The following is a 26309-nucleotide window of genomic DNA, read 5'->3' as shown; positions in this document are numbered from 1 at the left end:
TGTCAGCCAATAATTAACTGACTGACACTCCCTCATCGCAGGCAAGCCAGCTCCCACACAAGCCAGTTCCCACAGTTTTATTGGGTTTACATGGCTATTCAATCAGTCGCCGGTAGCAATCTGCCGTGTGGGATCGGTAATCCACTCACTCCACGACCCCGCATACAACTTGCCCAACGGGTAACCCGCCAAACTCAAGGCAAACAAGTTGTGGCACGCCGTCACGCCCGAACCGCAATACGCCACCAGTTCATCCGGTGAGCGGCCCTGCAACTGCGCGGCGAAGCGCTGTTTAAGCTGATCGGCCGGCAGGAAGCGGCCGTCACTGCCCAGGTTTTCGTTGAACGCCGCACATTGCGCACCGGGAATGTGACCGGCAATCGGGTCAATCGGCTCCACTTCGCCGCGAAAACGCGCCTGGGCGCGGGCGTCGATCAAGGTCAGGCCTGGTTCGCCCAAGCGTTTTTGCAAATGCTCGGCATCCAGCAGCAGGCCGTTGTCCGGCTTACCGGCAAACGTTCCCGGCTCAACCACCGGCGCATCGAGGCTTAACGGGAAACCGGCGGCGTGCCAGGTCTTGAGGCCACCGTCCAGGATAAACACCCCGTCGCGCTTACCCAGCCAGGCCAGCAACCACCAGGCGCGGGCGGCATAGGCGCCGGGGCCGTCGTCGTACAGGACGATGTCGGTGCTGGCATGGATGCCCCAGGCCCGCAGTTGCGCAACCAAGCTGTCCGCCGCCGGTAACGGGTGGCGACCCGTCACGCCTTTGGTCACCGGGCCACTGAGGTGGCGCTCCAGGTCGGCATATTGCGCGCCTTCGATATGCCCTTCGGCATAGCTGCACAGCCCGTAGTCCGGGTCTTCAAGGGCAAAACGACAATCCAGGATCACCAGCCCTGCGGCCTTCTGGCGTTCGGCCAATTGCTGGGGGCTGATCAGTTGGGCAAGCGGCATGACGGGCTCCTGTAAACAGATTCGGGATAGGTCCTACTTCACTTCTTCCAGTGCCTGGTTCAACGGCACGTAAAACTCTTTGAACAGCGCATCCACCGCCTCTTTCGCCTGCGGCGTGACAAACCCCGCCTCCAGCACCAGCACCTGATACACACCGCGTTTGATCGCTTCGGCACTCAAGTGCGCGGAGTTCTCATTGGTGGTGCACAGAAACCGCACCCACGAGGTGAGGATGATCCAGGCATTGAGGGTCAGGGCCTCGGTTTGCACCGGGTCCATATTGAGGATGCCGGCGTCGACAAACCCTTGGTAAATCGCCCCACCCTGGATCAGGCAGCGTTGGGAGAACCGCCGGTAGCCAGTGGCCAGTTCCGGGTCGCTTTCCAGCAGGTGTTCGAGGTCCCGATGCAGGAAGCGATAACGCCACATGCCAGCCAGCACGGCCTGCAGGTAAAAGCGCTTGTCTTCGACGGTGACGGCACGGCCCTGGGGCGGGCGCAGAAAACTGTCCACCAACGCTTCGTACTCACGAAACAGCACGGCGATGATCGCCTGCTTGTTGGGGAAGTGGTAGTACAGGTTGCCCGGGGAAATTTCCATATGGGCGGCGATATGGTTGGTACTGACGCTGCGCTCACCCTGCTGGTTAAAAAGCTCCAGGCTGGTTTGCACAATGCGCTCGCTGGTCTTTACTCGTGGTGCCATAGGGGATCAGCTTCTGAACACGGGATGGGGCATCTTACGGCCTATCCTTGTCAGGATAAATCCGCATGTTACTGCAATGACATTTGACAATTTAGAGCAATGACTCTAAAAATCCAGGCAGACCTATAACAATCGGGAACTGCGCCATGTCTGCCAACGTTGCCTACCTGCAAGATTCCCAGGCGCTGGATCAACTCCAGGACCTGTTCGACGCCCAACGTCGCGCCTACGCGGCCAACCCGATGCCGCCCGCTGCACAGCGCCAGCAATGGCTAAAGGCCTTACGCGATGTGCTCAGCGACGAACGCCAGGCATTGATCAATGCCATCAGCCAGGACTTCAGCCACCGCAGCGCAGACGAAACGCTGTTCGCCGAATTGATGCCCAGCCTGCATGGCATTCACTACGCCAGCAAACACCTCAAAGGCTGGATGAAACCTTCCCGGCGCGCGGTAGGCATTGCCTTCCAACCGGCCTCAGCCAAAGTCATCTACCAGCCGCTGGGTGTAGTCGGGGTGATTGTGCCCTGGAATTACCCGTTGTACCTGGCCATTGGCCCGTTGGTCGGGGCGTTGGCGGCGGGAAACCGGGTGATGCTCAAACTTAGCGAATCCACGCCCGCCACGGGCGAACTGCTTAAGGCGCTGCTGGCGAAGATTTTCCCCGAAGACCTGGTGTGCGTGGTGCTGGGCGAAGCCGAAGTGGGCATGGCATTTTCCAAACTGCGCTTCGATCACCTGCTGTTCACTGGCGCCACCAGCATCGGCAAGCATGTGATGCGCGCTGCCGCCGAGCACCTGACACCGGTCACTCTGGAACTGGGTGGCAAGTCGCCGGCTATTGTTTCCGCCGATGTGCCACTCAAGGACGCCGCCGAGCGCATCGCCTTCGGCAAATGCCTGAATGCCGGGCAAACCTGCGTGGCACCCGACTACGTGCTGGTGCCGGAAGACCGCGTTGACGGTTTCGTCGAAGCCTACAGCAATGCTGTTCGCGGGTTCTATCCGACCCTGGCCGACAACCCGGACTACACCGCCATCATCAATGAGCGGCAACAGGCCCGGCTCAATGCCTACGTCAAAGACGCCACCGACAAGGGCGCCACCGTGATTGCGCTGTATGACCAAGACCAGGCACGGCGTATGGCCCATAGCCTGTTGCTGAATGTCAGCGACGAGATGACGGTGATGCAGGACGAAATCTTCGGTCCTCTACTGCCGATCGTGCCTTATCGAGGACTCGACCAGGCGTTTGCCTACATCAACCAGCGCCCTCGCCCACTGGCCCTTTATTACTTCGGCTACAACAAGGGCGAACAGAACCGCGTGCTCCACGAAACCCATTCCGGCGGTGTTTGCCTCAACGACACGCTGCTGCATGTGGCGCAGGACGACATGCCCTTTGGCGGCATCGGCCCGTCGGGCATGGGCCATTACCACGGCCATGAAGGTTTTCTCACGTTCAGCAAGGCCAAAGGCGTGTTGGTCAAACAGCGCCTGAACGCGGCGAAACTGATCTATCCGCCTTACGGCAAAGCCATCCAGAAGTTGATCCAGAAGCTGTTTATCCGCTGATTCCGCCACCCTCGGGATAACAATAAGAATGAACCCTAGCCTGACTGAAACACCTGCGCTGTCACGGCGCGGCGTCCTGAAAATCGGCCTGTGCGCCAGTGCGTTCCTGGCCACCGCCGGCTTGGGGGCCAGCCTCAGCGGCTGTTCCAGCAGTACCCCGGCCAGTGGCTTTGCCATGCTGCGCAGCAGTGACTTGCCGTTTTTGCGCGCAATCATCCCGGTGCTGCTCGAAGGCGCGGCCAGCGCCCAGGACGTGGTCGCCGGCATCGAAGACACCCTGAAAAAACTCGACTACAGCCTGCAAAACCTGTCGCCGGAGATGTTCAAGCTCACCCAGCAACTGTTCGACGTGCTGAGCATGGGCATCACCCGTGGCCCGCTGACCGGCATTTGGGGCAGTTGGGAAAACGCCAGCAGCGATCAGATCCGCAACTTCCTGCACCGCTGGGAAAACAGCTACCTGAACCTGCTGCGCATGGGCCAGGGCTCGCTGCTCAAGCTGGTGATCATGGCCTGGTACTTCCGACCGGCGTCCTGGGCGCATTGCGGCTACCCCGGCCCACCGAAGATCTAAACCTGACAACCTGACCCAATGTGGGAGCTGGCTTGCCAGCTCCCACACTGAATGCAACTTCGTATAAAAATAAGAGTGCACTTCTATGCCCGTACCCGATCTGTTCCGCGATGGCCTGGCCCGTGGCTGGAAAACCCACAATGGCGCGGCCCTCAGCAATGACCTGACCCTGGAAGCCGACGTGGCCATCATCGGCAGTGGCGCGGGTGGCGGCACCACCGCCGAGATCCTCAGTGCTGCGGGCTACAAAGTGCTGCTGATCGAAGAAGGCCCGCTCAAGACCAGCAGCGACTTCAAGCTGCTCGAAGACGAAGCCTACGCCAGCCTCTATCAGGAAGGCATCGGCCGCATGAGCAAGGACGGCGCGATTACTATCCTGCAGGGCCGTGCCGTCGGCGGCACCACGCTGATCAACTGGACCTCGAGCTTTCGCACGCCCGACGCCACCCTCGCCCACTGGGCCAGTGAATACGCGGTCAAAGGCCACAGCAGCGCCGAGATGGCGCCATGGTTCGAAAAGATGGAACAACGCCTGGGCATCGCCCCCTGGGCCATTCCACCGAATGCCAACAATGATGTGATCCGCAAAGGCTGCGAAAAGCTCGGCTATAGCTGGCACGTGATCCCACGCAACGTGCGCGGCTGCTTCAACCTGGGCTATTGCGGCATGGGGTGCCCGGTCAACGCCAAGCAATCGATGCTGGTAACCACCATTCCCTCCACCCTGGAAAACGGCGGCGAACTGCTCTACCTGGCCCGCGCCGAGCACCTGAAATACAGCGGCGACACCATCAGCAGCCTTGAATGTGTGGCCATGGATGAGCGTTGCGTGGCGCCTACCGGGCGCAAAATCACGGTCAAGGCCAAGCATTACGTGCTGGCGGGCGGCGGCATCAACAGCCCGGCGCTGTTGATGCGCTCGAGCGCGCCCGACCCGCATTCGCGGCTGGGCAAGCGTACCTTCCTGCACCTGGTGAATTTCTCCGCCGGGCAGTTCGACGAGGTGATCAATCCGTTCTATGGCGCGCCGCAGTCGATCTATTCCGACCACTTCCAGTGGCAGGACGGCACCACCGGCAAAATGTCCTACAAGCTGGAGGCGCCGCCGCTGCATCCCGGCCTGGCCAGCACCCTGTTCGGTGGCTATGGCACCGCAAACGCGCTGGACATGAGCCAGTTGCCCCACACCCACGCCATGCTCGCCCTGCTGCGCGACGGTTTCCACCCCGACAGCCCCGGCGGCACGGTGGAATTACGTGGCGACGGCACGCCGGTGCTCGACTATCAGGTCTCCGATTACGCCTGGGATGGCCTGCGCCGTGCGTTTCATACCATGGCCGAGATTCAGTTCGCGGCGGGCGCCAAGTCGGTCAAGCCGTTGCATCACGATGCACGCTACGTAAATACCCTGGCCGAGGCACGCAGCCTGATCGACGGGTTGAGCCTGGAACTGCACCGCACCACGCTGGGCAGCGCCCATGTGATGGGCGGTTGCGCCATGGGCGAAGACCCGAAAAACGCGGTGGCCGACAGCCTCGGTCGCCATCATCAATTGCGTAACCTGTCGATCCACGACGGCTCGCTGTTCCCCACCAGCATTGGCGCCAACCCGCAATTATCGGTGTACGGGCTGACTGCGCAACTGGCGACGGCATTGGCCGAACGTCTGAAAACGGCATGAAAAAACCGGGTATTCACGGTATCTATCTACATAAGTCGACTTGGCCCACCGGGCATGCTGCGATACCATCCGGTTCCCCAACGGACTCCGCCAGGACGACGCGATGAACCGAGTGTTGTACCCAGGAACCTTCGACCCGATTACCAAAGGCCATGGCGATCTGGTCGAACGTGCGTCTCGCTTGTTCGACCATGTGATCATCGCGGTCGCGGCCAGCCCCAAGAAAAACCCGCTGTTTCCCCTGGAACAGCGCGTGGAGCTGGCGCAGGAGGTCACCAAGCACCTGCCCAACGTGGAAGTGGTGGGCTTTTCCACGTTGCTCGCGCACTTCGCCAAAGAGCAGAACGCCAATGTGTTCCTGCGTGGCCTGCGCGCGGTGTCGGATTTCGAATACGAATTCCAGCTGGCCAACATGAACCGCCAACTGGCGCCGGACGTGGAAAGCCTGTTCCTCACGCCATCGGAGCGCTACTCGTTCATTTCCTCGACGTTGGTGCGTGAAATTGCCGCTTTGGGCGGAGATATCACCAAGTTTGTGCACCCCGCCGTGGCCGATGCGCTGACCCTGCGCTTCAAGAAGTAAAAGTAGCGTGTTTTGCGCCGAGCGGGCTTGTTGTGGCGAGCGGGCTTGCCCCGCGTTGGGCTGCGAAGCAGCCCTGATATAAAGACACCACGTAGTTTCAGCAAGAACCATGGCGCCTGGTTTTGGGGCCGCTACGCGCCCCAACGCGGGGCAAGCCCGCTCGCCACAAAATCAAAGGCCGCAAGTCAGACCGGCTCGCACTGCGGGCGCCAATGCGGCACAATTGCGCGCATTAGTTTTCAGATGCCCTGGCTGACAGCCCTGGCAGGAGTTTCCATGTCCCTGATCATCACCGACGATTGCATCAACTGCGACGTCTGCGAACCCGAGTGCCCGAACGCTGCGATTTCCCAGGGCGAAGAGATCTACGTGATCGACCCCAACCTGTGCACCCAGTGCGTCGGCCACTACGACGAACCTCAGTGCCAGCAAGTGTGCCCGGTGGATTGCATTCCGCTGGATGAAGCCCATCCGGAAACGGAAGAGCAGTTGATGGAGAAGTACCGGTTGATTACCGGCAAGGCCTGAAGTTATTTATTGCCAGTAAAGGCCTCATCGCAGGCAATCCAGCTCCCACATTTAGAGTGGTGAATACATTCAAATGTGGGAGCTGGCTTGCCTGCGATGGCGACATCAGCCATCACCCGGCACTCAGCTCTGGCACTTGGGGCAAAACACACTCGCCCGTTGCCCCAGCACCACATTGCGCAACTCGCTCCCGCAGACCTTGCACGCCTCGCCGCCCCGGCCGTAGACGTACAGTTCCTGCTGGAAATACCCCGGTTGCCCGTCGCCGCCGATAAAGTCCCGCAACGTAGTGCCGCCCCGCTCGATGGCCGCCGCCAGCACGCGCTTGATCTCGATCGCCAGCTTCAAGTAGCGCCCGCGTGAGATACCGCCCGCAGCCCGACGCGGATCGATCCCCGCCGCAAACAACGCTTCCGTCGCATAGATATTGCCCACGCCCACCACCACCGCGTTGTCCATGATGAACGGCTTCACCGCCATCGACTTGCCACGCGACAGCTGAAACAGACGCTCGCCATCGAACAGGTCGGTCAGCGGCTCCGGCCCCAGCCGCAGCAGCAGTTCGTGGTTGTGCGGGTCCTGGCTCCAGAGCATCGCACCGAAACGCCGAGGGTCGGTATAGCGCAGCGCCAGGCCAGATTCGAGCTCGATGTCCACATGCTCATGCTTGAGCGCCGGCAAGCCGACTTCCACCAAACGCAAATTGCCCGACATCCCCAAATGGCTGATCAACGTGCCCACTTCGGCGTTGATCAACAGGTACTTGGCCCGCCGCTCCACCAGCACGATGCGCTGCCCCGAGAGGCGCACATCCAGGTCTTCCGGGATCGGCCAGCGCAAGCGCCGTTCGCGCACCACCACACGGCTGACGCGTTGGCCTTCCAAATGCGGCGCAATCCCGCGACGGGTAGTTTCGACTTCGGGTAACTCGGGCATGTGTACCTCTTGATTAAAGGATCAGTGGGCGCCCAGTTCGCGAATGGACAGCTTCAGGCTTTCAAAGTCGTAGTCCGACAGGCCCACATAATCCAGCACCAGATGGCCGATGGCATCCCACTCATGGTCCGCCGACTGGTTACCCAGCACGCGGCAGGACGAGCAGATGTGCTCGGCCATCTTGAGGATCGCCAGCAGGTTCTTAAGTTGCGGGTTGCGCGATGACTCATCGCTGAAAATCGCCAGGGCATTGTGGTGGTTGGCGATCGCGTCGGTCACATGCTCCGGCAGGCGCCAGGATTTGGCGGTGTAGTAACCCACCACGGCATGGTTGGTGTTGAACGCGTGGTTCTCGGTGTCGACCACCCGGCAATCCGGGCCGGCATTGGCGTAGGCCTGCTCCAGCACCGTCATGTAATTGGGGAAGCGCTTGAGCATCAGCGGCACGCCGCAATCGTGGAACAAGCCCAAGGCGTAGGCCTCGTCGACCGTTTGCGAGCCGGTGCGCTTGGCCAGGGTCAGGCAGGTCATGGCCACGTCCTGGGCGGTGTCCCAGAAGCGGTTGAGCGTAACGATGGTGTCGTCACTCATCTCGCCTTTGATCGACTGCGCGTTGATCAGGTTGATGACCGAGCGACTGCCCAGCAGGTTCACCGCCCGCTGGATCGAGGCGATCTTGTTGCTCAGGCCGTAATACGGCGAGTTGACGATCTTCAGCAGCGCGCCGGACAGGCCCGGGTCCTGGGAGATCAACCGCGCGATCACTTCCAGGTCCGGGTCGGGCATGTACTGCTCCATCTGCAAATCCACCATGATTTGCGGTTGAGGCGGCACGCTGATGCCTTGCAGGGCCTGTTGGATCTGCTCGGCGGAAAGCTCTGGGGACATAAATACACACTCTGGACTAGGCGTGAATTCTAACCTCTATGGGAAGCTCACCGACACCTCAAAAACCGGTTTGAAATGAGATCAAATGTGGGAGCTGGCTTGTCGGGTCGCCGCACCGCTGCGATAGCATCACCGCCGTACGTCAGATACACCGCGCCGTCCGCATCGCAGGCAAGCCAGCTCCCACAGAACAGCCGCACAACAGGGTATACTCCCGCTCTTTTTTCCGGAGCGACGTCATGTCCCTGCCAAGCCTGCGTCTCAAAGCCAACGCCGATCGTCGTTTGCGCAACGGCCACCTGTGGGTCTACAGCAACGAAATCGACGTGGCCGCCACCCCACTTCACGGCTTCCAGGCAGGCGACCAGGCTATCCTGGAAGCGGCCGGCGGCAAGACGTTGGGCATCGTGGCCATGAGCCCGAACAACCTGATCTGCGCCCGTCTGCTGTCGCGCGACATCAAGTTGCCGCTGGACAAGTCGCTGCTGGTGCACCGCATCAACGTCGCGCTGTCCCTGCGTGACCGCCTGTTCGACAAGCCGTTCTACCGTCTGGTCTACGGTGATTCCGACCTGTTGCCGGGCCTGGTGGTCGACCGTTTCGGCGACATCCTGGTGGTGCAGATCGCCTCGGCGACCATGGAAGCCCATAAGGAAGACGTGATCGCCGCGTTGACCCAAGTGCTCAAGCCAAGCGGCATCCTGTTCAAAAACGACTCCGCCGCGCGCGACGCCGAAGGCCTCAACCGCTACGTCGAGACCGTGTTCGGCCTGGTGCCGGAGTGGGTCGCGCTGGAAGAAAACGGCGTGAAATTCGAAGCCCCGGTGATCCAGGGCCAGAAAACCGGCTGGTTCTACGACCACCGCATGAACCGCGCCCGCCTGGCCCCGTATGCCAAAGGCAAACGCGTACTCGACCTTTACAGCTACATCGGCGGCTGGGGCGTGCAAGCTGCGGCCTTTGGTGCCAGTGAAGTGTTCTGCGTCGACGCCTCGGCCTTCGCCCTCGACGGCGTAGAGCGCAACGCTGCGCTGAACGGTGTTGCCGAGAAGATGACCTGCATCGAAGGCGACGTGTTCGAAGCCCTCAAAGAACTGAAAGCCAGCGAAGAACGCTTCGACGTGATCGTCGCCGACCCACCGGCCTTCATCAAACGCAAAAAAGACATGAAAAACGGCGAAGGCGCCTACCGCCGCCTGAACGAGCAAGCCATGCGCCTGCTCAGCAAGGACGGCATCCTGGTCAGCGCCTCTTGCTCGATGCACCTGCCGGAAGACGACCTGCAAAACATCCTGCTGACCAGCGCCCGCCACCTGGACCGCAATATCCAGATGCTCGAACGCGGCGGCCAGGGCCCGGACCATCCGGTGCACCCGGCGATTGCCGAGACGCGTTATATCAAGAGCATTACGTGCCGGTTGTTGCCCAATAGCTGATGCTGAAGATGACTGTAGGAGCCAGCAGGCTCCTACAGGAATTCAGGAACTTTCATCCCCTCTCTTGCTTTGACTTTACTCGCTGCAGACTCGATCCTCGACCCTCTCAAGGAATAGAGTCCACGCACATGCCCACTGCCGCCAAGCCTGTACAAAAGCCGTTTCTCGTCGCTTTGCTGATGATCATGACGCTGCTGGGCGTATTTCCCCTCGATGTCGTTCTCCCTTCCTTTCCCGCACTTGCCGAGCACTTTCAAACCACAACGGTGGATATCGCTCGATCCGTCAGCCTGTTCGCGATTGGCTTTTCTTGCTCATTACTGTGGATAGGGCCGTTATCCGACAGGATAGGCCGCAAGAAACTGCTACTGGGCAGCATGACCGTGGCAATTGGCGGCGCCGTCGGCTGCATAGCCGCCAATGACTATTCGCAGTTCCTGCTCTTTCGCGTCATTCAAGCCATTGGGTGCGGCGGCTTTGTACTGTCCCAGGCGCTGGTTCAGGATTTGTTTGTCGGCAAGGAGCAGGAACGGCTGCGGATCGCCATTGTGACCGCTGGCGGCATTTTCATTTCGATCTCGCCGTTGGTGGGCGCATGGCTGCAATTGCACGGGGGCTGGCAGACCAGTTTTTATGTATTTACCGCCTTCGCCTTATTGCTCATGTTTATGACCTATCGGCTGCTCAGCGACACCCAGCCTGTGGCTCGCGCAACGAATCACAACATTCTCAGAGGTTACGCGAAGATATTTTCAGACCGCCATTTCGTCAGTTACGCCACGATTTCCGGCATCACCTTCGCGTGCCATTTTTCATTTATCGTAATCTCTCCCATCATTTTCATGGATCAGCTAGGGCTGTCGCCTTATCAGTATTCGCTGGTCTTGCTGCTGTATGGCGCGGCTTATGTATTCGGCGGGCTGGCTGCAGGCTGGTTGAACAGACGGATGCTGGCCAACACCCAAATCGCGATGGGCTTGGGGTTAATTGCGATATCCGGCGTGGTCATGTTGTTTCTGGACAATGGCAACGGTACATCCGTCTGGACCATTTTGATTCCCATGCTGATCTGTACGGCCGGCACCACCATCACCCGGCCGATCTCAAACTCCAGGGCCATGAACCTCTTCCCCCAATCGGCCGGTGCAGCCGCTTCGGCCACGACGGTGGTGATCTTCATTGCCGGCGGCCTGATCAGTGCCTTGGTCAGTACCTTGACGCACAACCTGAGCACCACCCTCGGGCTCTGCTTTTTGCTGTTGAGCACGCTCGGCCTGGGGTTGAACGGCTGGGCCAAACACCGCCCACACGTCCTGTAGCCGCTATCTTCACGGTTTCGGTCATTCCCTCCAGCCGCCAGCGGTGTAGAATCGGCCTATTCATCGCCAGTCATCCCCCGGCGGGTTTATGAGCTCAAGGCCCACACGTGCGGCGATCCCGCGACGTGAGCGGCAACTTCCGGACACACGGCTATTTCTGAGTGTTCCAGACGTCAATAGAAGCTCACTCCCCAGTAGTACCTGATTAGTAGTTACCTGATTAGCCGCCCGGAGTGCTCCATGCCAGATTACCGCTCGAAAACATCCACCCACGGCCGCAACATGGCCGGCGCGCGCGCACTGTGGCGTGCCACGGGGATGAAAGATGACGACTTCAAGAAGCCGATCATCGCGATTGCCAACTCGTTTACCCAGTTCGTACCGGGCCACGTCCACCTCAAGGACCTGGGCCAGCTGGTCGCCCGCGAAATCGAACGCGCCGGTGGCGTCGCCAAAGAATTCAACACCATCGCCGTGGATGACGGCATCGCCATGGGCCATGACGGCATGCTGTATTCCCTGCCGAGCCGCGAGATCATCGCCGACTCCGTGGAATACATGGTCAACGCCCACTGCGCCGACGCCATCGTGTGCATTTCCAACTGCGACAAGATCACCCCTGGCATGTTGATGGCCGCCCTGCGCCTGAACATCCCGGTGATCTTCGTCTCCGGCGGCCCGATGGAAGCCGGCAAGACCAAGCTCGCGTCCCACGGCCTCGACCTGGTCGACGCCATGGTCATCGCCGCCGATTCCAGCGCTTCTGACGAGAAGGTCGCGGAATACGAGCGCAGCGCCTGCCCGACCTGCGGTTCGTGCTCCGGCATGTTCACCGCCAACTCGATGAACTGCCTGGTGGAAGCCCTGGGCCTGGCCTTGCCGGGCAACGGCTCCACGCTCGCCACCCACAGTGACCGCGAACAGCTGTTCCTGCAGGCTGGCCGCACCATCGTCGAGCTGTGCAAGCGTTACTACACCGAGAACGATGAGTCGGTGCTGCCGCGCAATATCGCCAACTTCAAGGCGTTCGAAAACGCCATGACCCTGGACATCGCCATGGGCGGTTCCACCAACACCATCCTGCACTTGCTGGCCGCGGCGCAAGAAGCCGAGATCGATTTCGACCTGCGCGACATCGACCGCCTGTCCCGCCACGTGCCGCAACTGTGCAAAGTCGCGCCGAACATCCAGAAGTACCACATGGAAGACGTGCACCGCGCCGGCGGGATCTTTTCGATCCTCGGCTCGCTCGCCCGTGGCGGTCTGTTGCACACCGACCTGCCGACCGTGCACAGCAAATCCCTGGCCGAAGGCATCGCCAAGTGGGACATCACCCAGACTGACGACGAAGCGGTGCATCACTTCTTCAAGGCCGGCCCGGCGGGCATCCCAACGCAAACCGCGTTCAGCCAGTCGACCCGCTGGGAAACTCTGGACGACGACCGTGAAAACGGCTGCATCCGCAGTGTCGAGCACGCCTACTCGCAAGAAGGCGGCCTGGCCGTGCTGTACGGCAACATCGCCCTCGACGGCTGCGTGGTGAAAACCGCCGGTGTGGATGAATCCATCCACGTGTTCGAAGGCCGCGCCAAGATCTACGAAAGCCAGGACAGCTCGGTGCGCGGCATCCTCGCCGACGAAGTGAAAGAAGGCGACATCGTGATCATCCGCTATGAAGGCCCGAAAGGCGGCCCGGGTATGCAGGAGATGCTCTACCCGACGTCCTACCTGAAGTCCAAGGGCCTGGGCAAAGCCTGCGCCCTGCTCACCGACGGCCGTTTCTCCGGGGGTACTTCGGGGCTGTCCATCGGCCACGCCTCGCCGGAAGCTGCTGCCGGTGGTGCGATTGGCCTGGTACAGGATGGCGACAAGGTGCTGATCGACATTCCGAACCGCTCGATCAACCTGTTGATCAGCGACGAAGAGCTGGCTGCACGCCGCGTCGAGCAGGACAAGAAAGGCTGGAAGCCGGTGGAGAAGCGTCCGCGCAAAGTCACCACCGCGCTGAAAGCCTATGCCCTGCTGGCCACCAGTGCCGACAAGGGTGCTGTACGTAACAAGGCGATGCTCGACGGCCTGTAAGCCCCGCCCATAAAATATGCCCCGCCACGTGCGGGGCATTTTTTTGCCTGAAGAAAGTCCCCCAGACAACAGAGATCTACTGTGGGGGCTGGCTTGCCTGCGATGGCGGTGGGCCAGCCGACTCATGTATGGCCTGGCACACTGCTTTCGCGAGCAAGCCCGCTCCCACACTTGACCGAGTTCCAACATGAGCATGCGGTCGAATGTGGGAGCGGGCTTGCTCGCGAAGCAGGCGCCTCGGTATTACTGAATCTCGTCAGGTTTCACGATCACCCAGTTTTTATCCGCCGTCACCGGCAGCCCTTCCTTGGCCTGGGCCGCTGCATGCTTGGCCATCATGCCGTTGAGCTGGGTCATGTATTTGTCCTTGCGGTTGATCCACAAGTGAACACCGCCCTTGGCCACGTCCACATCGTGGAACAGCATGTAGCCGTCGCTGGTCGGTGTGTCACCGCCGACGATCACCGGCTTTTTCCACTCGTCGATGTAGGTCAGGATTGCCGCGTGTTTACCGGCCATCCAGGTTGCCGGCGTCCACAGGTACGGGGTGAGTTCGAGGCCAAGGTTGGCTTTCTCGTCATATTTGCCCGCAGTGATCTGCTTACGCGCCGTGGTCAGCTCGCCAGTCTTGCGGTCTTTGAGCAAGGTGCTCACGCCAATCACGTTCTCGGGTTTGACGTTGTAGCCGTACTTCGGATCGACGGCGACCATCCGCACCAATTCCTCGGACGCGGCGGTCATCACATACACTTCGATGCCGTTTTCCATCAGCTTGTTGTACAGCTCGGCCTGGCCGGTGAAGACTTTCGGCGGCTGCACCTCGGATTTCTTCACCACGTCACCTTCAAAGTAGGTGACCGGCACCGGCTTGCCGGAAGCCATCAGCTCGTCCACCTGGACCTTGAGTTCCTTGAGGGTGAAGCCCGAGAAAATCTGCGCAACCCACGGGTAGCAAACCATGTCGTCGACTTCGCAGAGGCGATAGTAGTAGCTGAACAGGCTTTCCTTGTGGTCGGCGGTGTCCTTGAATGGCATCAGCTTCAGGGACGGGTCCATGCTCTCGCGGGTGATCAGGCCCTTGTTTTCCATGTAGGGCAGCAAGGACTCTTCGAGGTCGTAGCGGTAACTGGTGTTGTCCATGTCGAACACCGCGAAGTTACCCTTGTTGGCATTCGCGGCGATCATCTTGTTCAGTTGCTCGGCGGCGGGCGCCGGCCAGTGTTTCAACTCGGTGGCGGCAAATGCCTGGCCGACGAGGCCGAGGCAGAAGGCAGCGGCAAGTAGTTTTGGCGCGAGCTTCATAAGCGTTTTATCCCTGAGTGAAAGACATCGACGCTAACAAATCTGTATGACAGTTATCGCCCGAGCACGACCGCTTGCGTCGTGATAACGCCAAGGGCATGTGCCTGAGCGCCAAATGCTTATTCCAAAAACGACAGTGACCATTCCATATTGGTATTAAATCAATATATTTCAAACTGTTAGGCTTCCCGGTTCGCAATCGCAGGCTCGCGCGATTGGCTGCCTTCTCAACGGAGCTTCAATGAATCTGCCCCTGATTCTCAACTTACTGGTGTTCGTGGCCCTGTTGCTGGGCCTGGCACAAACCCGTCGCACTAACTGGAGCCTCGCCAAGAAGGTGCTGTTTGCCCTCGTATTGGGCGTGGTGTTCGGCACGGTGTTGCACACCATTTACGGCGACGGCAACCCCGTGCTCAAAGCCTCGATCAGTTGGTTTGATCTGGTCGGCAATGGCTACGTGCAACTGCTGCAAATGATCGTGATCCCGCTGGTATTCGCCTCGATCCTCAGTGCCGTGGCGCGCCTGCACAACGCTTCGTCCCTGGGCAAGATCAGCTTCCTGACCATCGGCACGCTGCTGTTCACCACCGCGATTGCGGCGCTGATCGGTATCGGCCTGACCAACCTGTTCGGCCTCACCGCCGAAGGCTTGGTGGCCGGCACCCAGGAAATGGCACGCCTGCAAGTGATCCAGAGTGATTACGCGGGCAAGGTGGCCGACCTGAATATCCCGCAGTTGCTGCTGTCGTTCGTGCCGGCCAACCCGTTTGCCGACCTGGCGCGCGCCAAGCCGACGTCGATCATCAGCGTGGTGATTTTCGCTGCATTCCTGGGGGTTGCCGCGCTGCAACTGCTCAAGGATGACGTGGAAAAGGGCCAGAAAGTGCTCAACGCCATCGACACCCTGCAAGCCTGGGTCATGCGCCTGGTGCGCCTGGTGATGAAGCTGACGCCCTACGGCGTATTGGCGCTGATGACCAAGGTAGTCGCCGGCTCCAACCTGCAAGACATCATCAAGCTCGGCAGCTTTGTGGTGGTCTCGTACCTGGCACTGGGCCTGATGTTTGTGGTGCACGGCCTGCTGCTGTCGCTGGCCGGGATCAACCCGCTGCGGTTCTTCCGCAAGGTGTGGCCGGTGCTGACATTTGCGTTCACCAGCCGCTCCAGCGCAGCCGCCATTCCGCTGAGCATTGAAGCGCAGACCCGTCGCCTGGGCATTCCGCAATCCATCGCCGGGTTTGCCGCCTCGTTTGGCGCCACCATCGGCCAGAACGGTTGCGCCGGTCTCTATCCGGCCATGCTGGCGGTGATGGTTGCACCGACCGTCGGCATCAACCCGCTGGACCCACTGTGGATCGCAACATTGGTGGCGATTGTGACCTTGAGTTCGGCCGGCGTGGCAGGCGTGGGCGGCGGTGCAACCTTCGCCGCGCTGATCGTGCTGCCGGCGATGGGCTTGCCGGTGTCACTGGTGGCGCTGCTGATTTCCGTGGAGCCGCTGATCGACATGGGCCGCACGGCGTTGAACGTGAATGGTTCGATGACCGCCGGAGCGATTACCAGCCAGATCATGGGGCAGACGGATAAAGCGCTGCTGGATGCTGATGAGCATGCGGAATTAGCGCAGGTCTGATAGACCGCTATCGCAGGCAAGCCAGCTCCCACAGTTGACCGAGTTCTCCTGAGGAAACCGATTCAAGTGTGGGAGCTGGCTTGCCTGCGATGCTTTTAAGCTTTTTCCCAGACTTCGAAGCTGTACGCCGGCTTATCACCTTCAGCTGGATTCTCCAGGTTTGAAACCAGCTTCCACTGGTTCAAGTCAAACTCCGGAAACCACGCATCGCCTTCCGGGCTCAACGCCACCCGCGTCAAATACAGGCGATCCGCCTGCTCCAGCCCTTGCGCATACAACTGCGCACCGCCGATCAGCATCAGCTCATCCACGCCCCGTTCCAGCGCCCAGGCTTCAGCGCGCTCAACCGCCGCGTCCAGTGACGGAAAAACTTCCGCACCTTCCAGCGCCAAGCCGGTCTGACGGCTGACCACAATGTTCAGGCGCCCCGGCAACGGTCGGCCCAGGGAATCCCAGGTCTTGCGCCCCATGATGATCGGCTTGCCGAGCGTGGTGGCCTTGAAATATTTGAAATCCCCCGGCAAATGCCAGGGCATGCTGTTGTCGACGCCGATCACGCGGTTTTCACCGAGGGCTGCGATCAGGCTTAAAGGGAGAGTTTTTTTCATGCCGACGAGAATACCAGAGCCGCGACTCTGCGGTTATGCTCCAAGCTCACTTGCTCAACAGGACGGCGCGTGACTGCTCTGAACCCGCTGCATACACTTTGGCTGACCGAAACCGTGCGCCTGCGCGAAGAACACGCAGGCCCCTTGGAAGACCTGGAAGCCAACCGCTTGGCCCGCACGGCCGGTGGCGATTTGCCCACGCGCATCCAACAGCGCGCCCTGCACCTGGCCGAGCGCGATGGGCTGACTGCCGCCCTCACCCGCTGGCTGCAAGGCGCGCGTTTGGCGTTGGTGCTGCTGGCGGTAGTCGCCGTGATCAGTGGTGCCGGTCTGGCCTTTGCCGCCTTGGGTAATGGCCTGACGCCGGTGAATGTGTTCTGGGCCCTGGGCAGCCTGCTCGGCTTGAACCTGATCCTGTTAATCAGTTGGGCCTTGGGCTTGCTGTTTGCCGGTGAACACAGCGCCAGCCTCGGGCGGCTGTGGTTGTGGCTCAGCGAAAAACTTGCCCGCGATGCCAAGGCCGCACAATTAGCCCCCGCGCTGCTGTTGTTGTTGCAGCGCCAGAAACTCAACCGTTGGGCAGTGGGAGTGCTGGTCAACAGCCTGTGGCTGCTGGCATTGCTCAGCGCCCTGGTGATTCTGCTGACACTGCTGGCCACGCGGCGCTACGGTTTTGTGTGGGAAACCACCATCCTCGGCGCCGATACCTTTGTTGCCGTGACCCAAGCCCTCGGCAGCTTGCCCGCCTTGCTGGGCTTTAATGTGCCGACGGTGGAGATGATCCGCGCCAGCGGCGACTCCGCCTTGAATATCGAAAGCGCCCGCCAGGCCTGGGCCGCGTGGCTGGTCGGCGTGCTGCTGGTGTACGGCCTGCTGCCCCGATTGCTCCTCGCGTTGCTGTGCCTGTGGCGCTGGAAACGCGGGCGCGCTGCGTTGCGCCTGGACCTCAACCTGCCTGGCTACAGCCAACTGCGCGAACGCCTGATGCCGAGCAGCGAGCGACTCGGCGTGAATGACGCCGCGCCTGAACAGCTGCATCACGTCACCGGCGGCATCAGCGAACTGGAAAGCGACGGCGCCCTGCTGGTGGCCATCGAACTCGACGATCAGCACCCCTGGCCGCCCAAGCTGCCGAGCAGCATCAAAAACGCCGGCATCCTCGACAGTCGTGAATCGCGCAACAAACTGCTGGAACAACTCACGCGCTTCCCGCCCGCCCGCCTGGCCATCGCCTGTGACCCGCGTCGCTCGCCGGATCGTGGCAGCCTGGCGCTGATCGCCGAGCTGGCCCGCAGCGCCACCGCCAGCCGCGTATGGCTGTTGCAAGCGCCACCCGGGCAGGCGCTGGACGCCGAGCGCCTGGGCGACTGGCACGCCGCGTTGCAACAGCTGGAGCTGCCTTTCGCCGACTGTGCGCCGCTGAACTGGCTGGAGACCGGTCATGACTAAACCACTGAAGCTCGCCGTGGTCGGCCACACCAATGTCGGCAAAACCTCGCTGCTGCGCACGCTGACCCGTGATGTGGGCTTTGGCGAAGTCTCCCATCGCCCCAGCACCACGCGGCATGTCGAAGGCGCGCGCTTGTCGGTAGACGGCGAAGCCTTGCTGGAGCTGTACGACACGCCCGGCCTGGAAGATGCCATCGCGTTGCTCGATTACCTCGAACGCCTGGACCGCCCCGGCGAGCGCCTCGATGGCCCGGCTCGCCTGGCGCGGTTCCTGGAAGGCAGCGAAGCCCGCCAGCGTTTCGAACAGGAAGCCAAAGTACTGCGCCAACTGCTGGCCTCGGACGCCGGTTTGTACGTGATCGACGCCCGCGAACCGGTGCTGGCCAAGTACCGCGACGAACTGCAAGTGCTGGCCAGTTGCGGTAAACCATTGCTGCCGGTGCTCAACTTCGTCAGCAGCAGCGACCACCGCGAGCCGGACTGGCGCGAAGCCCTGGCCCGCCTCGGCCTGCATGCGCTGGTGCGCTTCGACAGCGTGGCGCCGCCGGAAGACGGCGAGCGCCGCTTGTATGAAAGCCTGGCCCTGCTGCTGGAAAACTCACGGCCGCAATTGGAACGCCTGATCCTCGATCAGCAAGCCCAACGCCAGGCCCGTCAGCAAAGCGCCGCACGCTTGATCGCCGAGTTGTTGATCGACTGCGCCGCGTGCCGGCGCAGTGTGATCACCGAAGATGAGCAGCAAGCCATCAGCGACTTGCGCAAGGCTGTGCGCCAGCGCGAGCAAAAGTGTGTGGAGGCGTTGCTCAACCTGTTCGGCTTCCGCCCGCAGGACGCCGCCGCCAGCGACTTGCCGCTGCTGGACGGGCGCTGGGGCGATGATTTGTTCAACCCGGAAACCCTCAAGCAACTTGGCGTGCGCGTCGGCGGCGGGATCGCCGCAGGTGCCGCCGCCGGGGCGGGTGTGGACCTATTGGTCGGCGGCCTGACCCTGGGCGCGGCGGCTCTCGCCGGTGCGATTGCCGGTGGTGCGCTGCAAACTGCACGCAGCTACGGCAGCCGCCTGCTGGGCAAGATCAAAGGCCAGCGCGAACTGACCGTCGACGACAGCGTTTTACGCCTGCTTGCCCTGCGCCAACGCCAACTGCTCAAGGCTCTGAACCTGCGCGGCCATGCGGCGATGCACAGCATCAAAGTCGACACGCCGCAGGACAAAACCTGGCGCGAAGGCAAGTTGCCGGAGGCGCTGCACAAAGCCCGTGCCCACCCGCAATGGTCGTCGCTCAACCCTCATGCCAAACTCAGCCAGGCCGAGCGCCAGGAACAGGTTGAAGCCCTTGCCCAGCGCCTGGACGAAACCTAAGCCGCCAGCAACTGCCGCGCCTTGACCTTGAGCACTTCAAGGTCGAGCACCGGCACGTGTATTTGCTTGGCCTGCTCATCCCAGTGGCGCATGCGCAGGCTGACGTGGCACAACGGGTCTTGCTCAAAGGCCCGCGCCTCTTCTGCCGTCATCACGCCGCCCTGATAACCCAGAGTGCGGCGGCTGGCTTCACTCAAGCGTGCGTAGTAGACCGGCTGGCTGAACGTCAGGTAGCGCTTGGCTTGCACGTGATACTCCACCAGCTTGGCCATGCGTTCACTGAAGCCTGCGCGGCGCAGATAATCCGCACCCAGGCGCTCGTGGCTGACCACGCCATAGCCGCCCATGTTCTCACCGCCCTGCCCGCAGAGATGCCCGATGTCGTGGAAAAACGCGGCCAGTACCACCTCATCGTCGAAGCCTTCGGCCATGGCCAACTGCGCGGCCTGGGACATGTGCTCGATCTGCGACACCGGCTCGCCGATGTAGTCGGCCGCGCCGTGCTGTTCGTACAAGCCGAAGATGTCGGCGATGGCCTGTTCCGGGTTCTTCATGCGCTTCCCCACAATGCTGTGATATTTCGCTCGGCCATCGCCGGTCCCACGCTCATGCCCACGCCGGAGTGCATCAACGCCGCGCTCACGCCCGGCGCCGCACGCAGGAAGGAAAACGGTGCCGGGCCGCGTGAGCCATAAACACCCTGCCAGCGTTCGACCACCTGGATTTTGCAGCCCAGCGTCTGCTCCGCCAGCTCGATCAGCCAGTCATCGACTTGCTCGGCATTGAACGGTGATGCATCGCTGCCGTAGTCATGGGAGTCGCCGATGATCAGCTCGCCATGGGGCGTCGGGCTGATCAACAAGTGAATGCCGTGCGCTTGCAAATGCGGCGCTTCGCGCAGGATCTGCGCCTGCACTGGCGCTGCTTCCGGCAAGTCGGCAAACGCGCCGTAATGCAGGCAACTAAGGCCCGTGAGCAATGCGTGTTGAAGGTTCAGGTTGAGCGCAGGCCGGGCCCGCAGCATTTGCAGGCGGCAGATGCTCGGGTTGAGTTCGGCCATGGGTTCCGCCAGCAAGGTCTGGTAGTCATGGCCGGAGCACACGACCACCTGCTCGCCGCGAAAACTGCCTGCGGTGGTGTGCACTTGGCCAGGCTCAACATCACGCACCAGGGTGGAGAAGTAAAACTGCACGTTCAGTTCCTGGGCCAGATAATTGATCAGCGCCGGGATCGCCTCGCGCGAATACAGTTGCTGATCATCCTTGCCATGCAGCGCCGCGCGGTGATGGCGGAACTGGCCGCCATACAGGTCTTTCAGCGCCGCGCCTTGCAGCAGCTCGACGTTGTAGCCGTGCTCCTGCGCCCGGCCGGCGCAGAAGGCTTCCAGCAGATGCTCTTCGGCTTCGGTGCGGGCGAACAGGTACGAGCCGTTGCGCTTGAGCTGGATACCGGCCACCTGTGCCCAGTGCGCCCAGATATCGCGGCTTTCCAGCGACAGATCGAGCATCGGCCCAGGGGGTTGGCCGGTGACCAGTGCCTGGCCGAAGTTGCGCACGGAGGCGCCCAGCGGTGTGGCGCTGCGCTCGAAGACCTTGACCTTGAGGCCGCGTTTGGCGGCGGCGTAGGCGTGGGACAGGCCGAGGATGCCGGCGCCGATGATCAGCAGGTCGCTGTGTTGTGTCATGAAGATATTCCTCTCGTTCCCACGCTCTGCGTGGGAATGCATCCAGTGACGCTTTGCGTCACGACTTCCAAGAGCGGACGCGGAGCGTCCAGGGCGGCATTCCCACGCGGAGCGTGGGAACGATCATCATCAGTTACTGCTTCTCGGACTTGCCGTCATAACGCTTGCGCCATTCGGTCAGGATGCTGTCGCGGTTTTTCGAGGCCCAGGCGAAGTCGTTCTTGATCAGACGCTGCTCGTAGTCAGCCGGCAATTCGGTCTGCGGCTTGGCGATACCCGGCTGGGCGAGAACGGCGAAGTTGTCTTTGTACAGCTCCATCGCCGCGGGGCTGGCGGAGAAGTCGGCCAGTTTCTTCGCCGCATCGGCGTGGCTGGTGCCCTTGATCACGGCAGTCGCTTCGATGTCCCAGCCCAGGCCTTCCTTGGGCAGGATAATGTCCAGCGGCGCGCCTTGGCGTTTGAGCTGCACGGCCGGGTATTCAAACGAAATACCGATCGGGAACTCCCCGGAAGCCGCCAGTTTGCAAGGCTTGGAACCGGAGTGAACGTACTGGCCGATGTTCTGGTGCAGGTCGTCCATGTACTGCCAGCCCTGCTTCTCGCCGAAGGTCTGCAGCCAGGCGCTCACATCCAGGAAGCCGGTGCCGGACGACGCCGGGTTAGGCATCACGATCTTGCCCTTGTACTCAGGCTTGGTCAGGTCTTGCCAGCTCACCGGCTTGGTCAGGCCCTGTTTCTCGGCTTCGACGGTGTTGAAGCAGATGGTCGCAGCCCACACGTCCATGCCGACCCAGGCCGGCGGGTTGGCGGCGTCGCGGTAGTTTTTGCCGATCTTGTCCAAGTCCTTGGGCGCATAGTTATCCAGCATGCCTTGCTGGTCGAGGATCGCCAGGCTGGACGCGGCCAGCCCCCACACCACATCCGCCTGCGGGCGGGCTTTTTCGGCCAGCAGCTTGGCGGTGATGATGCCGGTGGAGTCACGTACCCACTTGATGTCGATATCCGGGTTGGCTTTTTCGAAGGCCTGTTTGTAGGTCTTCAACTGCTCGGCTTCGAGGGCCGTGTACACCGTCAACTCGGTTTTGGCGGCAAAGGCATTCAGGCTGAATGCGCTGAGCAGAGCAGCGGCCAGGGCCAAGGGCTTGAACATGGAGCACCTCCTTCAGGGATTTTTATTGGCCGGGCGCGGTTTGGCGCCAGGCTTGGGAGCGGCGCAAGGCGCCACGTGAGGCCCACGCCAGCAGCAGCGAGACGCCGGCCGACGTGAACAGGATCAGGGTCGACATGGCCGCAGCGCCGCCCACATTGCCGGCGTCGTCCATGTTCAGCACGGCGACGGCGGCGAGGATGGTGTCGGGGCTGTAGAGGAAGATCGCGGCGGACACGGTGGTCATCGCCGACACAAACAGGTAGCGCACAATGTCCAGCAACGCGGGCAGGCAGATCGGCACGGTGACACGCAGATAGTGGCGGTACAGCGGCGCCTTGAGGGACAGCGCAGCGGCTTCGAACTCGGCATCCAACTGGCGCAGCGCGGTGGTTGCGGTCATTTGCGCGGTGGTAAGGTAGTGCGCAATGGTGCACACCACCAGCAACGTCATGGTGCCGTAGAACACATGCAGCGGGTTGCCGTTGAGGTTGAAGAAGAACACGTAACCCAGGCCCAGCACCAAGCCCGGCACAGCCATCGGCACAAAGCTGAGCATGCGCAGCGCCAGGTTCAGGCCTTTCTGGCCCTTGGTCTTTTCCATCAGATAGGCGCCGGTGAAGATCAGCACACTGCCGATCAGCGCTGTGCACAGGGCCATGGTCAGGCTGTTGCGATAGGCCAGCCAGCCGCCGCCGGCCGTGTCTTCAAATTGGTAGTGATTAAGCGATAAAGACAGGTTGTACGGCCAGAACTTCACCAGCGAGGAGTACACCGCCATGCCGAACACCAGCAGTAACACGGCGCAGATCAACAACACAATCGCCAGGTAGCAGCCATCTCGTAAGCGCGATGGCGCCGGCTGGAACACCTGGGCGCGGCCGCTCATGGCGTCACCATGCCGGCGGCGCAGCCAGGCATCCACAGCAAAGCTGAACAGCGCCGGCAACAGCAACACCATGCCGATCAAGGCGCCGCGACCGAACTGTTGCTGGCCAACCACCGCCTTATAGGCTTCCAGCGCCAACACCTGATAATCGCCACCCACCACCACGGGCACGCCGAAGTCGGTGATGGTCAGGGTGAACACCAGGCAAAACGCCGCGAATACCGCCTGACGCGTGGCCGGCCAGGTAATGCTGCGAAACGCCCGGGCGGAGCTTGCGCCCATGCTCGATGCGGCATCAAACAGGCGCGCATCCGCCAGGGACAGCGCCGACAGCAGAATCATCAGGGCATGTGGGAAGGTGTAGATGACTTCGCCCAGCACAATGCCCCAAAAGCCGTAGATATTGTCCGAGAGCAAACCACGCAACATCCCCTGGTTGCCGAACAGATAGACCAGCGCAATACCCGGCAACATCGACGGGGCCATCAATGGCAGCAGTGACAGGCCGCGCCAGATCGGCTTGCCGGGGATCAGTGTGCGTTGCAGTGCGTAGGCAAACAGGTAGGCCAGCGGTACGACAATAGCCGCCACGCTGAGGGACACTTTCAGGCTATTGCCCAACAGCCAATGGAAGTTTTCGCTGGTTACCAGCTCCCGCGCCGCGACCAGGCCGCCGCCCTGCCCAGCTTCGCTGCTGAAGCCGCGCCAGAAAATCGCCAGCAACGGCAACAACACCGCAATGCCCAGCAGGAGTAACCAAAGCAGTTTGCCGCCGACCACAAAAATGCGGTCGCCAAGCTCAGCGCGGGAAACCTGGCGAGCCACGTGGTCGGGTATCGGCAGACTCATATCGGCAGCCATCTCAGGCAAACACCTGCAGGCTGCGCGGCGGCAAAGCCACCCAGATATCCTGCGCGCCCAGGCGCGGCATGGCTTCGGGGGCCAGTTCGGCCAACAGCGGGTGGCCGGGCAATTGCTCCAGCTCAAAGCTCATGCGGCAACGGTTGCCGAGGAAGGTGATCTCGCGGACCTTGGCCGGAAACAGGTTTTCTTCATGCACCAGCGGGTTGACGCTGATGGCTTCCGGGCGGCAGAACAAGCGGCCGGACTTGGCCTTGCTGGCGCTGTCATCCAGGCGCATGTGCAGGCCGCCGACCTGGGCATGGCTGTCGCTGCTGCGGCTGAACGGCAGCCAGTTGCCCTGGCCGACAAACTCCGCCACAAACGGCGTGGCCGGGCGGTCGTAGATTTCCTGGGGCGTGGCGTACTGCTCGACCTTGCCGTTGTTCATCACGGCGATGCGGTCGGCCATCAGCATGGCCTCGTCCTGGTTGTGGGTGACCATCAGCGTGGTGATGCCCAGGCGCCGTTGCAGTTGACGCAGCTCGGTGCACAGATGCTCACGCACACGGGCGTCGAGGGCCGACATGGGTTCGTCCAGCAGCAGCAATGACGGCGCCGGCGCCAGGGCACGGGCCAGGGCCACGCGCTGTTGCTGGCCGCCGGAGAGTTGGCCGGGGTACTTTTTTTCGCTGCCGACCAGGCCGACCAGTTCAAGCATCTGCCCGACACGCTTGCGTACTTCGTCGCGGCCACTGCCGGTGAGGCCGTAGCCGATGTTCGCTTCGACGGTCAGGTTGGGAAACAGCGCGTAGGACTGGAACAGAATGCCGTAGTCCCGCGCCTGCGGCGGCAGCAGGGACACATCACGGTTGCCCAGGTAAAGCTCACCGCTGTCCTGGCGCTCCAGGCCGGCGATGCAGCGCAGCAAGGTGGTCTTGCCGCAACCGGACGGGCCTAGCAGGCACACCAGCTCGCCGGCAGCGACTTCCAGGGACACGTTGTCCAGCGCGGTGAAGGCGCCGAAGCGTTTCTGGATACCACGCACCTTCATTGGCGCGCCGGGTTGGGTCAGGGCTGTGTTCATGCAAGGCACCTCATCAAACTGATGAAGGCCATGCTAGGCGGGCAATGCGTCCCTCTTGTGGCAGAAAGGCAAAAGGCAGTGATAGTGGTATTGGTGGATTTTGGTGTAACCCGATCAAGCGCAGACGCGGAGCGTCCAGGGCGGCATTCCCACGCGGAGCGTGGGAACGATCAGAGTGGCGACATTTCTTGCGCCAACCCCAGAAACGCCGCCGGCAACCGCGCGCCTTTGCGCTCTTTGAGGCAGTACAAATACTCGGGAATCTGCGGTGCATTCTCGATGGTCAGCACCCGCAATTGCGGATCATGGGGCACTTCCTGGCGGGCAATGATGCTGATACCGATATTGCGCAGCACCGCCTCGCGAATCGACTCACGGCTGCCGATTTCCAGCAACGGCCCGTAACTCACGCCGGCGCCCTGCAACATCTCTTCAGTCAACCGCCGCGTGGTGGAACCGGCTTCGCGCATCAGTAAGGTATGCCCGGCCAGCGCGCTCAGCGGCACATGTTCTAGCTTGGCCAGGGGATGATTGCGATGCACCGCCAGCACCAGCGGGTCGGTGCCCAGCACGCGGCGGATCAGGCGTGGGTCTTCGAGCAGCTGCGAGGAGGCCGCGACATCGACGCGGTAATCGTCCAGTGCTTCGAGCACCTGTTGGGAATTGCCGATTTCCACCGAGACGTCCACATGGGGCAGGCGTTCGCGAAAGGCTTTGACCAGATCGAGGATGTAATACGGCGCCGTGGCGGCAATCCTCAAGGCGCCCTGGACCTGGCCAGTATTGCGCAGGAAAAACTCGATATCGGCTTCCTGCTGCAACAGCACCTTGACCATCGGCAGCAAGCGCGCGCCGTCGTCGCTGACGGTGAGGCGGCGCCCGCCGCGGTAGAACAGCTCAACACCGTATTGGCTTTCGAGGTTGCGAATCTGGGTGGTGACGGTGGGCTGGCTCAAGCCGAGTTTTTTCGCCGCCTGGGTAATGCTGCCCAGGCGGGCGACCATAAAAAACGCCTTTAACTCAGCACTCAGCACACCGCCCTCTCAT

At 61.6% G+C, this 26309-nt stretch carries 23 protein-coding genes; 11 read left to right on the top strand and 12 right to left on the bottom strand.

Features of this window, described 5'->3' with window-relative positions; genetic code table 11:
- Positions 1–102 precede the first annotated feature (102 nt).
- Positions 103–957: a sulfurtransferase gene (locus ASE80_RS03495; RefSeq protein ID WP_056857680.1), complete on the bottom strand. Its 855-nt coding sequence runs from the start codon at positions 955–957 to the stop codon at positions 103–105.
- Positions 958–990: 33 nt separating this feature from the next.
- On the bottom strand, positions 991–1662 hold the full coding sequence (locus ASE80_RS03490) for a TetR/AcrR family transcriptional regulator (protein ID WP_025859550.1): 672 nt from the start codon (positions 1660–1662) through the stop codon (positions 991–993).
- A gap of 146 nt (positions 1663–1808) precedes the next feature.
- Between ASE80_RS03490 and ASE80_RS03485 the strand changes: the two genes are divergently transcribed.
- From ASE80_RS03485 to ASE80_RS03465, 5 genes are all read left to right on the top strand, one after another.
- Complete coding sequence (locus tag ASE80_RS03485; protein ID WP_056857679.1) at positions 1809–3236, top strand: coniferyl aldehyde dehydrogenase; 1428 nt, start codon at positions 1809–1811, stop codon at positions 3234–3236.
- A 28-nt stretch (positions 3237–3264) separates the two neighbouring features.
- Entirely contained in the window at positions 3265–3810 is a 546-nt protein-coding gene (locus ASE80_RS03480) for a hypothetical protein (protein ID WP_056857678.1), read from the top strand.
- Between the two features lie 85 nt (positions 3811–3895).
- A complete protein-coding gene (locus ASE80_RS03475; protein WP_056857677.1) occupies positions 3896–5491 on the top strand; it encodes a GMC family oxidoreductase in 1596 nt (531 codons plus the stop codon).
- Between the two features lie 103 nt (positions 5492–5594).
- A complete protein-coding gene (coaD, locus tag ASE80_RS03470; RefSeq protein ID WP_003195136.1) occupies positions 5595–6074 on the top strand; it encodes a pantetheine-phosphate adenylyltransferase in 480 nt (159 codons plus the stop codon).
- 276 nt (positions 6075–6350) lie between these two features.
- Entirely contained in the window at positions 6351–6602 is a 252-nt protein-coding gene (locus tag ASE80_RS03465) for a YfhL family 4Fe-4S dicluster ferredoxin (RefSeq protein WP_003213796.1), read from the top strand.
- Positions 6603–6725: 123 nt separating this feature from the next.
- On the opposite strand, the gene mutM is transcribed toward ASE80_RS03465, so the two are convergent.
- Both mutM and ASE80_RS03455 read right to left on the bottom strand, forming a co-directional pair.
- Positions 6726–7538, bottom strand: coding sequence for a bifunctional DNA-formamidopyrimidine glycosylase/DNA-(apurinic or apyrimidinic site) lyase (mutM, locus tag ASE80_RS03460; protein WP_017139476.1), 813 nt, complete (start codon positions 7536–7538; stop codon positions 6726–6728).
- Between the two features lie 21 nt (positions 7539–7559).
- On the bottom strand, positions 7560–8372 hold the full coding sequence (locus tag ASE80_RS03455) for an HDOD domain-containing protein (RefSeq protein ID WP_177336504.1): 813 nt from the start codon (positions 8370–8372) through the stop codon (positions 7560–7562).
- A 293-nt stretch (positions 8373–8665) separates the two neighbouring features.
- Here ASE80_RS03455 and ASE80_RS03450 point away from each other — a divergent pair, with 293 nt between their 5' ends.
- From ASE80_RS03450 to ilvD, 3 genes are all read left to right on the top strand, one after another.
- Positions 8666–9862: a class I SAM-dependent rRNA methyltransferase gene (locus ASE80_RS03450; protein WP_003213799.1), complete on the top strand. Its 1197-nt coding sequence runs from the start codon at positions 8666–8668 to the stop codon at positions 9860–9862.
- Between the two features lie 128 nt (positions 9863–9990).
- Complete coding sequence (locus tag ASE80_RS03445) at positions 9991–11181, top strand: Bcr/CflA family efflux MFS transporter (RefSeq protein WP_056857675.1); 1191 nt, start codon at positions 9991–9993, stop codon at positions 11179–11181.
- Between the two features lie 240 nt (positions 11182–11421).
- Entirely contained in the window at positions 11422–13263 is a 1842-nt protein-coding gene (ilvD, locus tag ASE80_RS03440) for a dihydroxy-acid dehydratase (RefSeq protein WP_017139479.1), read from the top strand.
- Positions 13264–13506: 243 nt separating this feature from the next.
- Here the strand turns inward: ilvD and ASE80_RS03435 are convergent, their stop codons facing one another.
- Positions 13507–14565: a hypothetical protein gene (locus ASE80_RS03435; RefSeq protein WP_056857674.1), complete on the bottom strand. Its 1059-nt coding sequence runs from the start codon at positions 14563–14565 to the stop codon at positions 13507–13509.
- Positions 14566–14806: 241 nt separating this feature from the next.
- Between ASE80_RS03435 and ASE80_RS03430 the strand changes: the two genes are divergently transcribed.
- A complete protein-coding gene (locus ASE80_RS03430; RefSeq protein WP_017139481.1) occupies positions 14807–16198 on the top strand; it encodes an L-cystine transporter in 1392 nt (463 codons plus the stop codon).
- 95 nt (positions 16199–16293) lie between these two features.
- On the opposite strand, the gene ASE80_RS03425 is transcribed toward ASE80_RS03430, so the two are convergent.
- Complete coding sequence (locus ASE80_RS03425) at positions 16294–16806, bottom strand: dihydrofolate reductase (protein ID WP_056857673.1); 513 nt, start codon at positions 16804–16806, stop codon at positions 16294–16296.
- 69 nt (positions 16807–16875) lie between these two features.
- On the opposite strand from ASE80_RS03425, the gene ASE80_RS03420 reads away from it, so the two are divergent.
- Positions 16876–18255 (top strand): DUF2868 domain-containing protein, encoded by a 1380-nt coding sequence (locus ASE80_RS03420; RefSeq protein WP_056857672.1) that lies wholly within the window; start codon positions 16876–16878, stop codon positions 18253–18255.
- Positions 18248–19615 carry a DUF3482 domain-containing protein gene (locus ASE80_RS03415; protein ID WP_056857671.1) on the top strand — a complete coding sequence of 456 codons (1368 nt, stop codon included), beginning with the start codon at positions 18248–18250 and terminating at the stop codon, positions 19613–19615. The genes ASE80_RS03420 and ASE80_RS03415 overlap by 8 nt, the downstream gene beginning before the upstream one ends.
- Here the strand turns inward: ASE80_RS03415 and ASE80_RS03410 are convergent.
- The 6 genes from ASE80_RS03410 to ASE80_RS03385 form a co-directional block, all read right to left on the bottom strand.
- Entirely contained in the window at positions 19612–20169 is a 558-nt protein-coding gene (locus ASE80_RS03410; protein ID WP_056857670.1) for a phosphonate degradation HD-domain oxygenase, read from the bottom strand. The genes ASE80_RS03415 and ASE80_RS03410 overlap by 4 nt on opposite strands.
- A complete protein-coding gene (locus ASE80_RS03405; RefSeq protein WP_056857669.1) occupies positions 20166–21299 on the bottom strand; it encodes a TIGR03364 family FAD-dependent oxidoreductase in 1134 nt (377 codons plus the stop codon). The genes ASE80_RS03410 and ASE80_RS03405 overlap by 4 nt, the downstream gene beginning before the upstream one ends.
- Positions 21300–21432: 133 nt before the next feature.
- Positions 21433–22449: a putative 2-aminoethylphosphonate ABC transporter substrate-binding protein gene (locus ASE80_RS03400; RefSeq protein WP_056857668.1), complete on the bottom strand. Its 1017-nt coding sequence runs from the start codon at positions 22447–22449 to the stop codon at positions 21433–21435.
- A 22-nt stretch (positions 22450–22471) separates the two neighbouring features.
- Entirely contained in the window at positions 22472–24196 is a 1725-nt protein-coding gene (locus ASE80_RS03395) for a putative 2-aminoethylphosphonate ABC transporter permease subunit (protein WP_056857667.1), read from the bottom strand.
- Position 24197: 1 nt separating this feature from the next.
- Positions 24198–25262 carry a putative 2-aminoethylphosphonate ABC transporter ATP-binding protein gene (locus tag ASE80_RS03390; RefSeq protein ID WP_017139492.1) on the bottom strand — a complete coding sequence of 355 codons (1065 nt, stop codon included), beginning with the start codon at positions 25260–25262 and terminating at the stop codon, positions 24198–24200.
- Positions 25263–25432: 170 nt separating this feature from the next.
- Entirely contained in the window at positions 25433–26296 is an 864-nt protein-coding gene (locus ASE80_RS03385) for a LysR family transcriptional regulator (RefSeq protein ID WP_056857666.1), read from the bottom strand.
- Positions 26297–26309: the final 13 nt, after the last annotated feature.

Origin of the sequence: Pseudomonas sp. Leaf15 (genome assembly GCF_001421425.1) — a bacterium.
GTDB lineage: Bacteria > Pseudomonadota > Gammaproteobacteria > Pseudomonadales > Pseudomonadaceae > Aquipseudomonas > Aquipseudomonas salomonii.
Note: the sequence above shows the minus strand (reverse complement) of the source record. Positions and strands in the feature narration are given on the sequence as shown.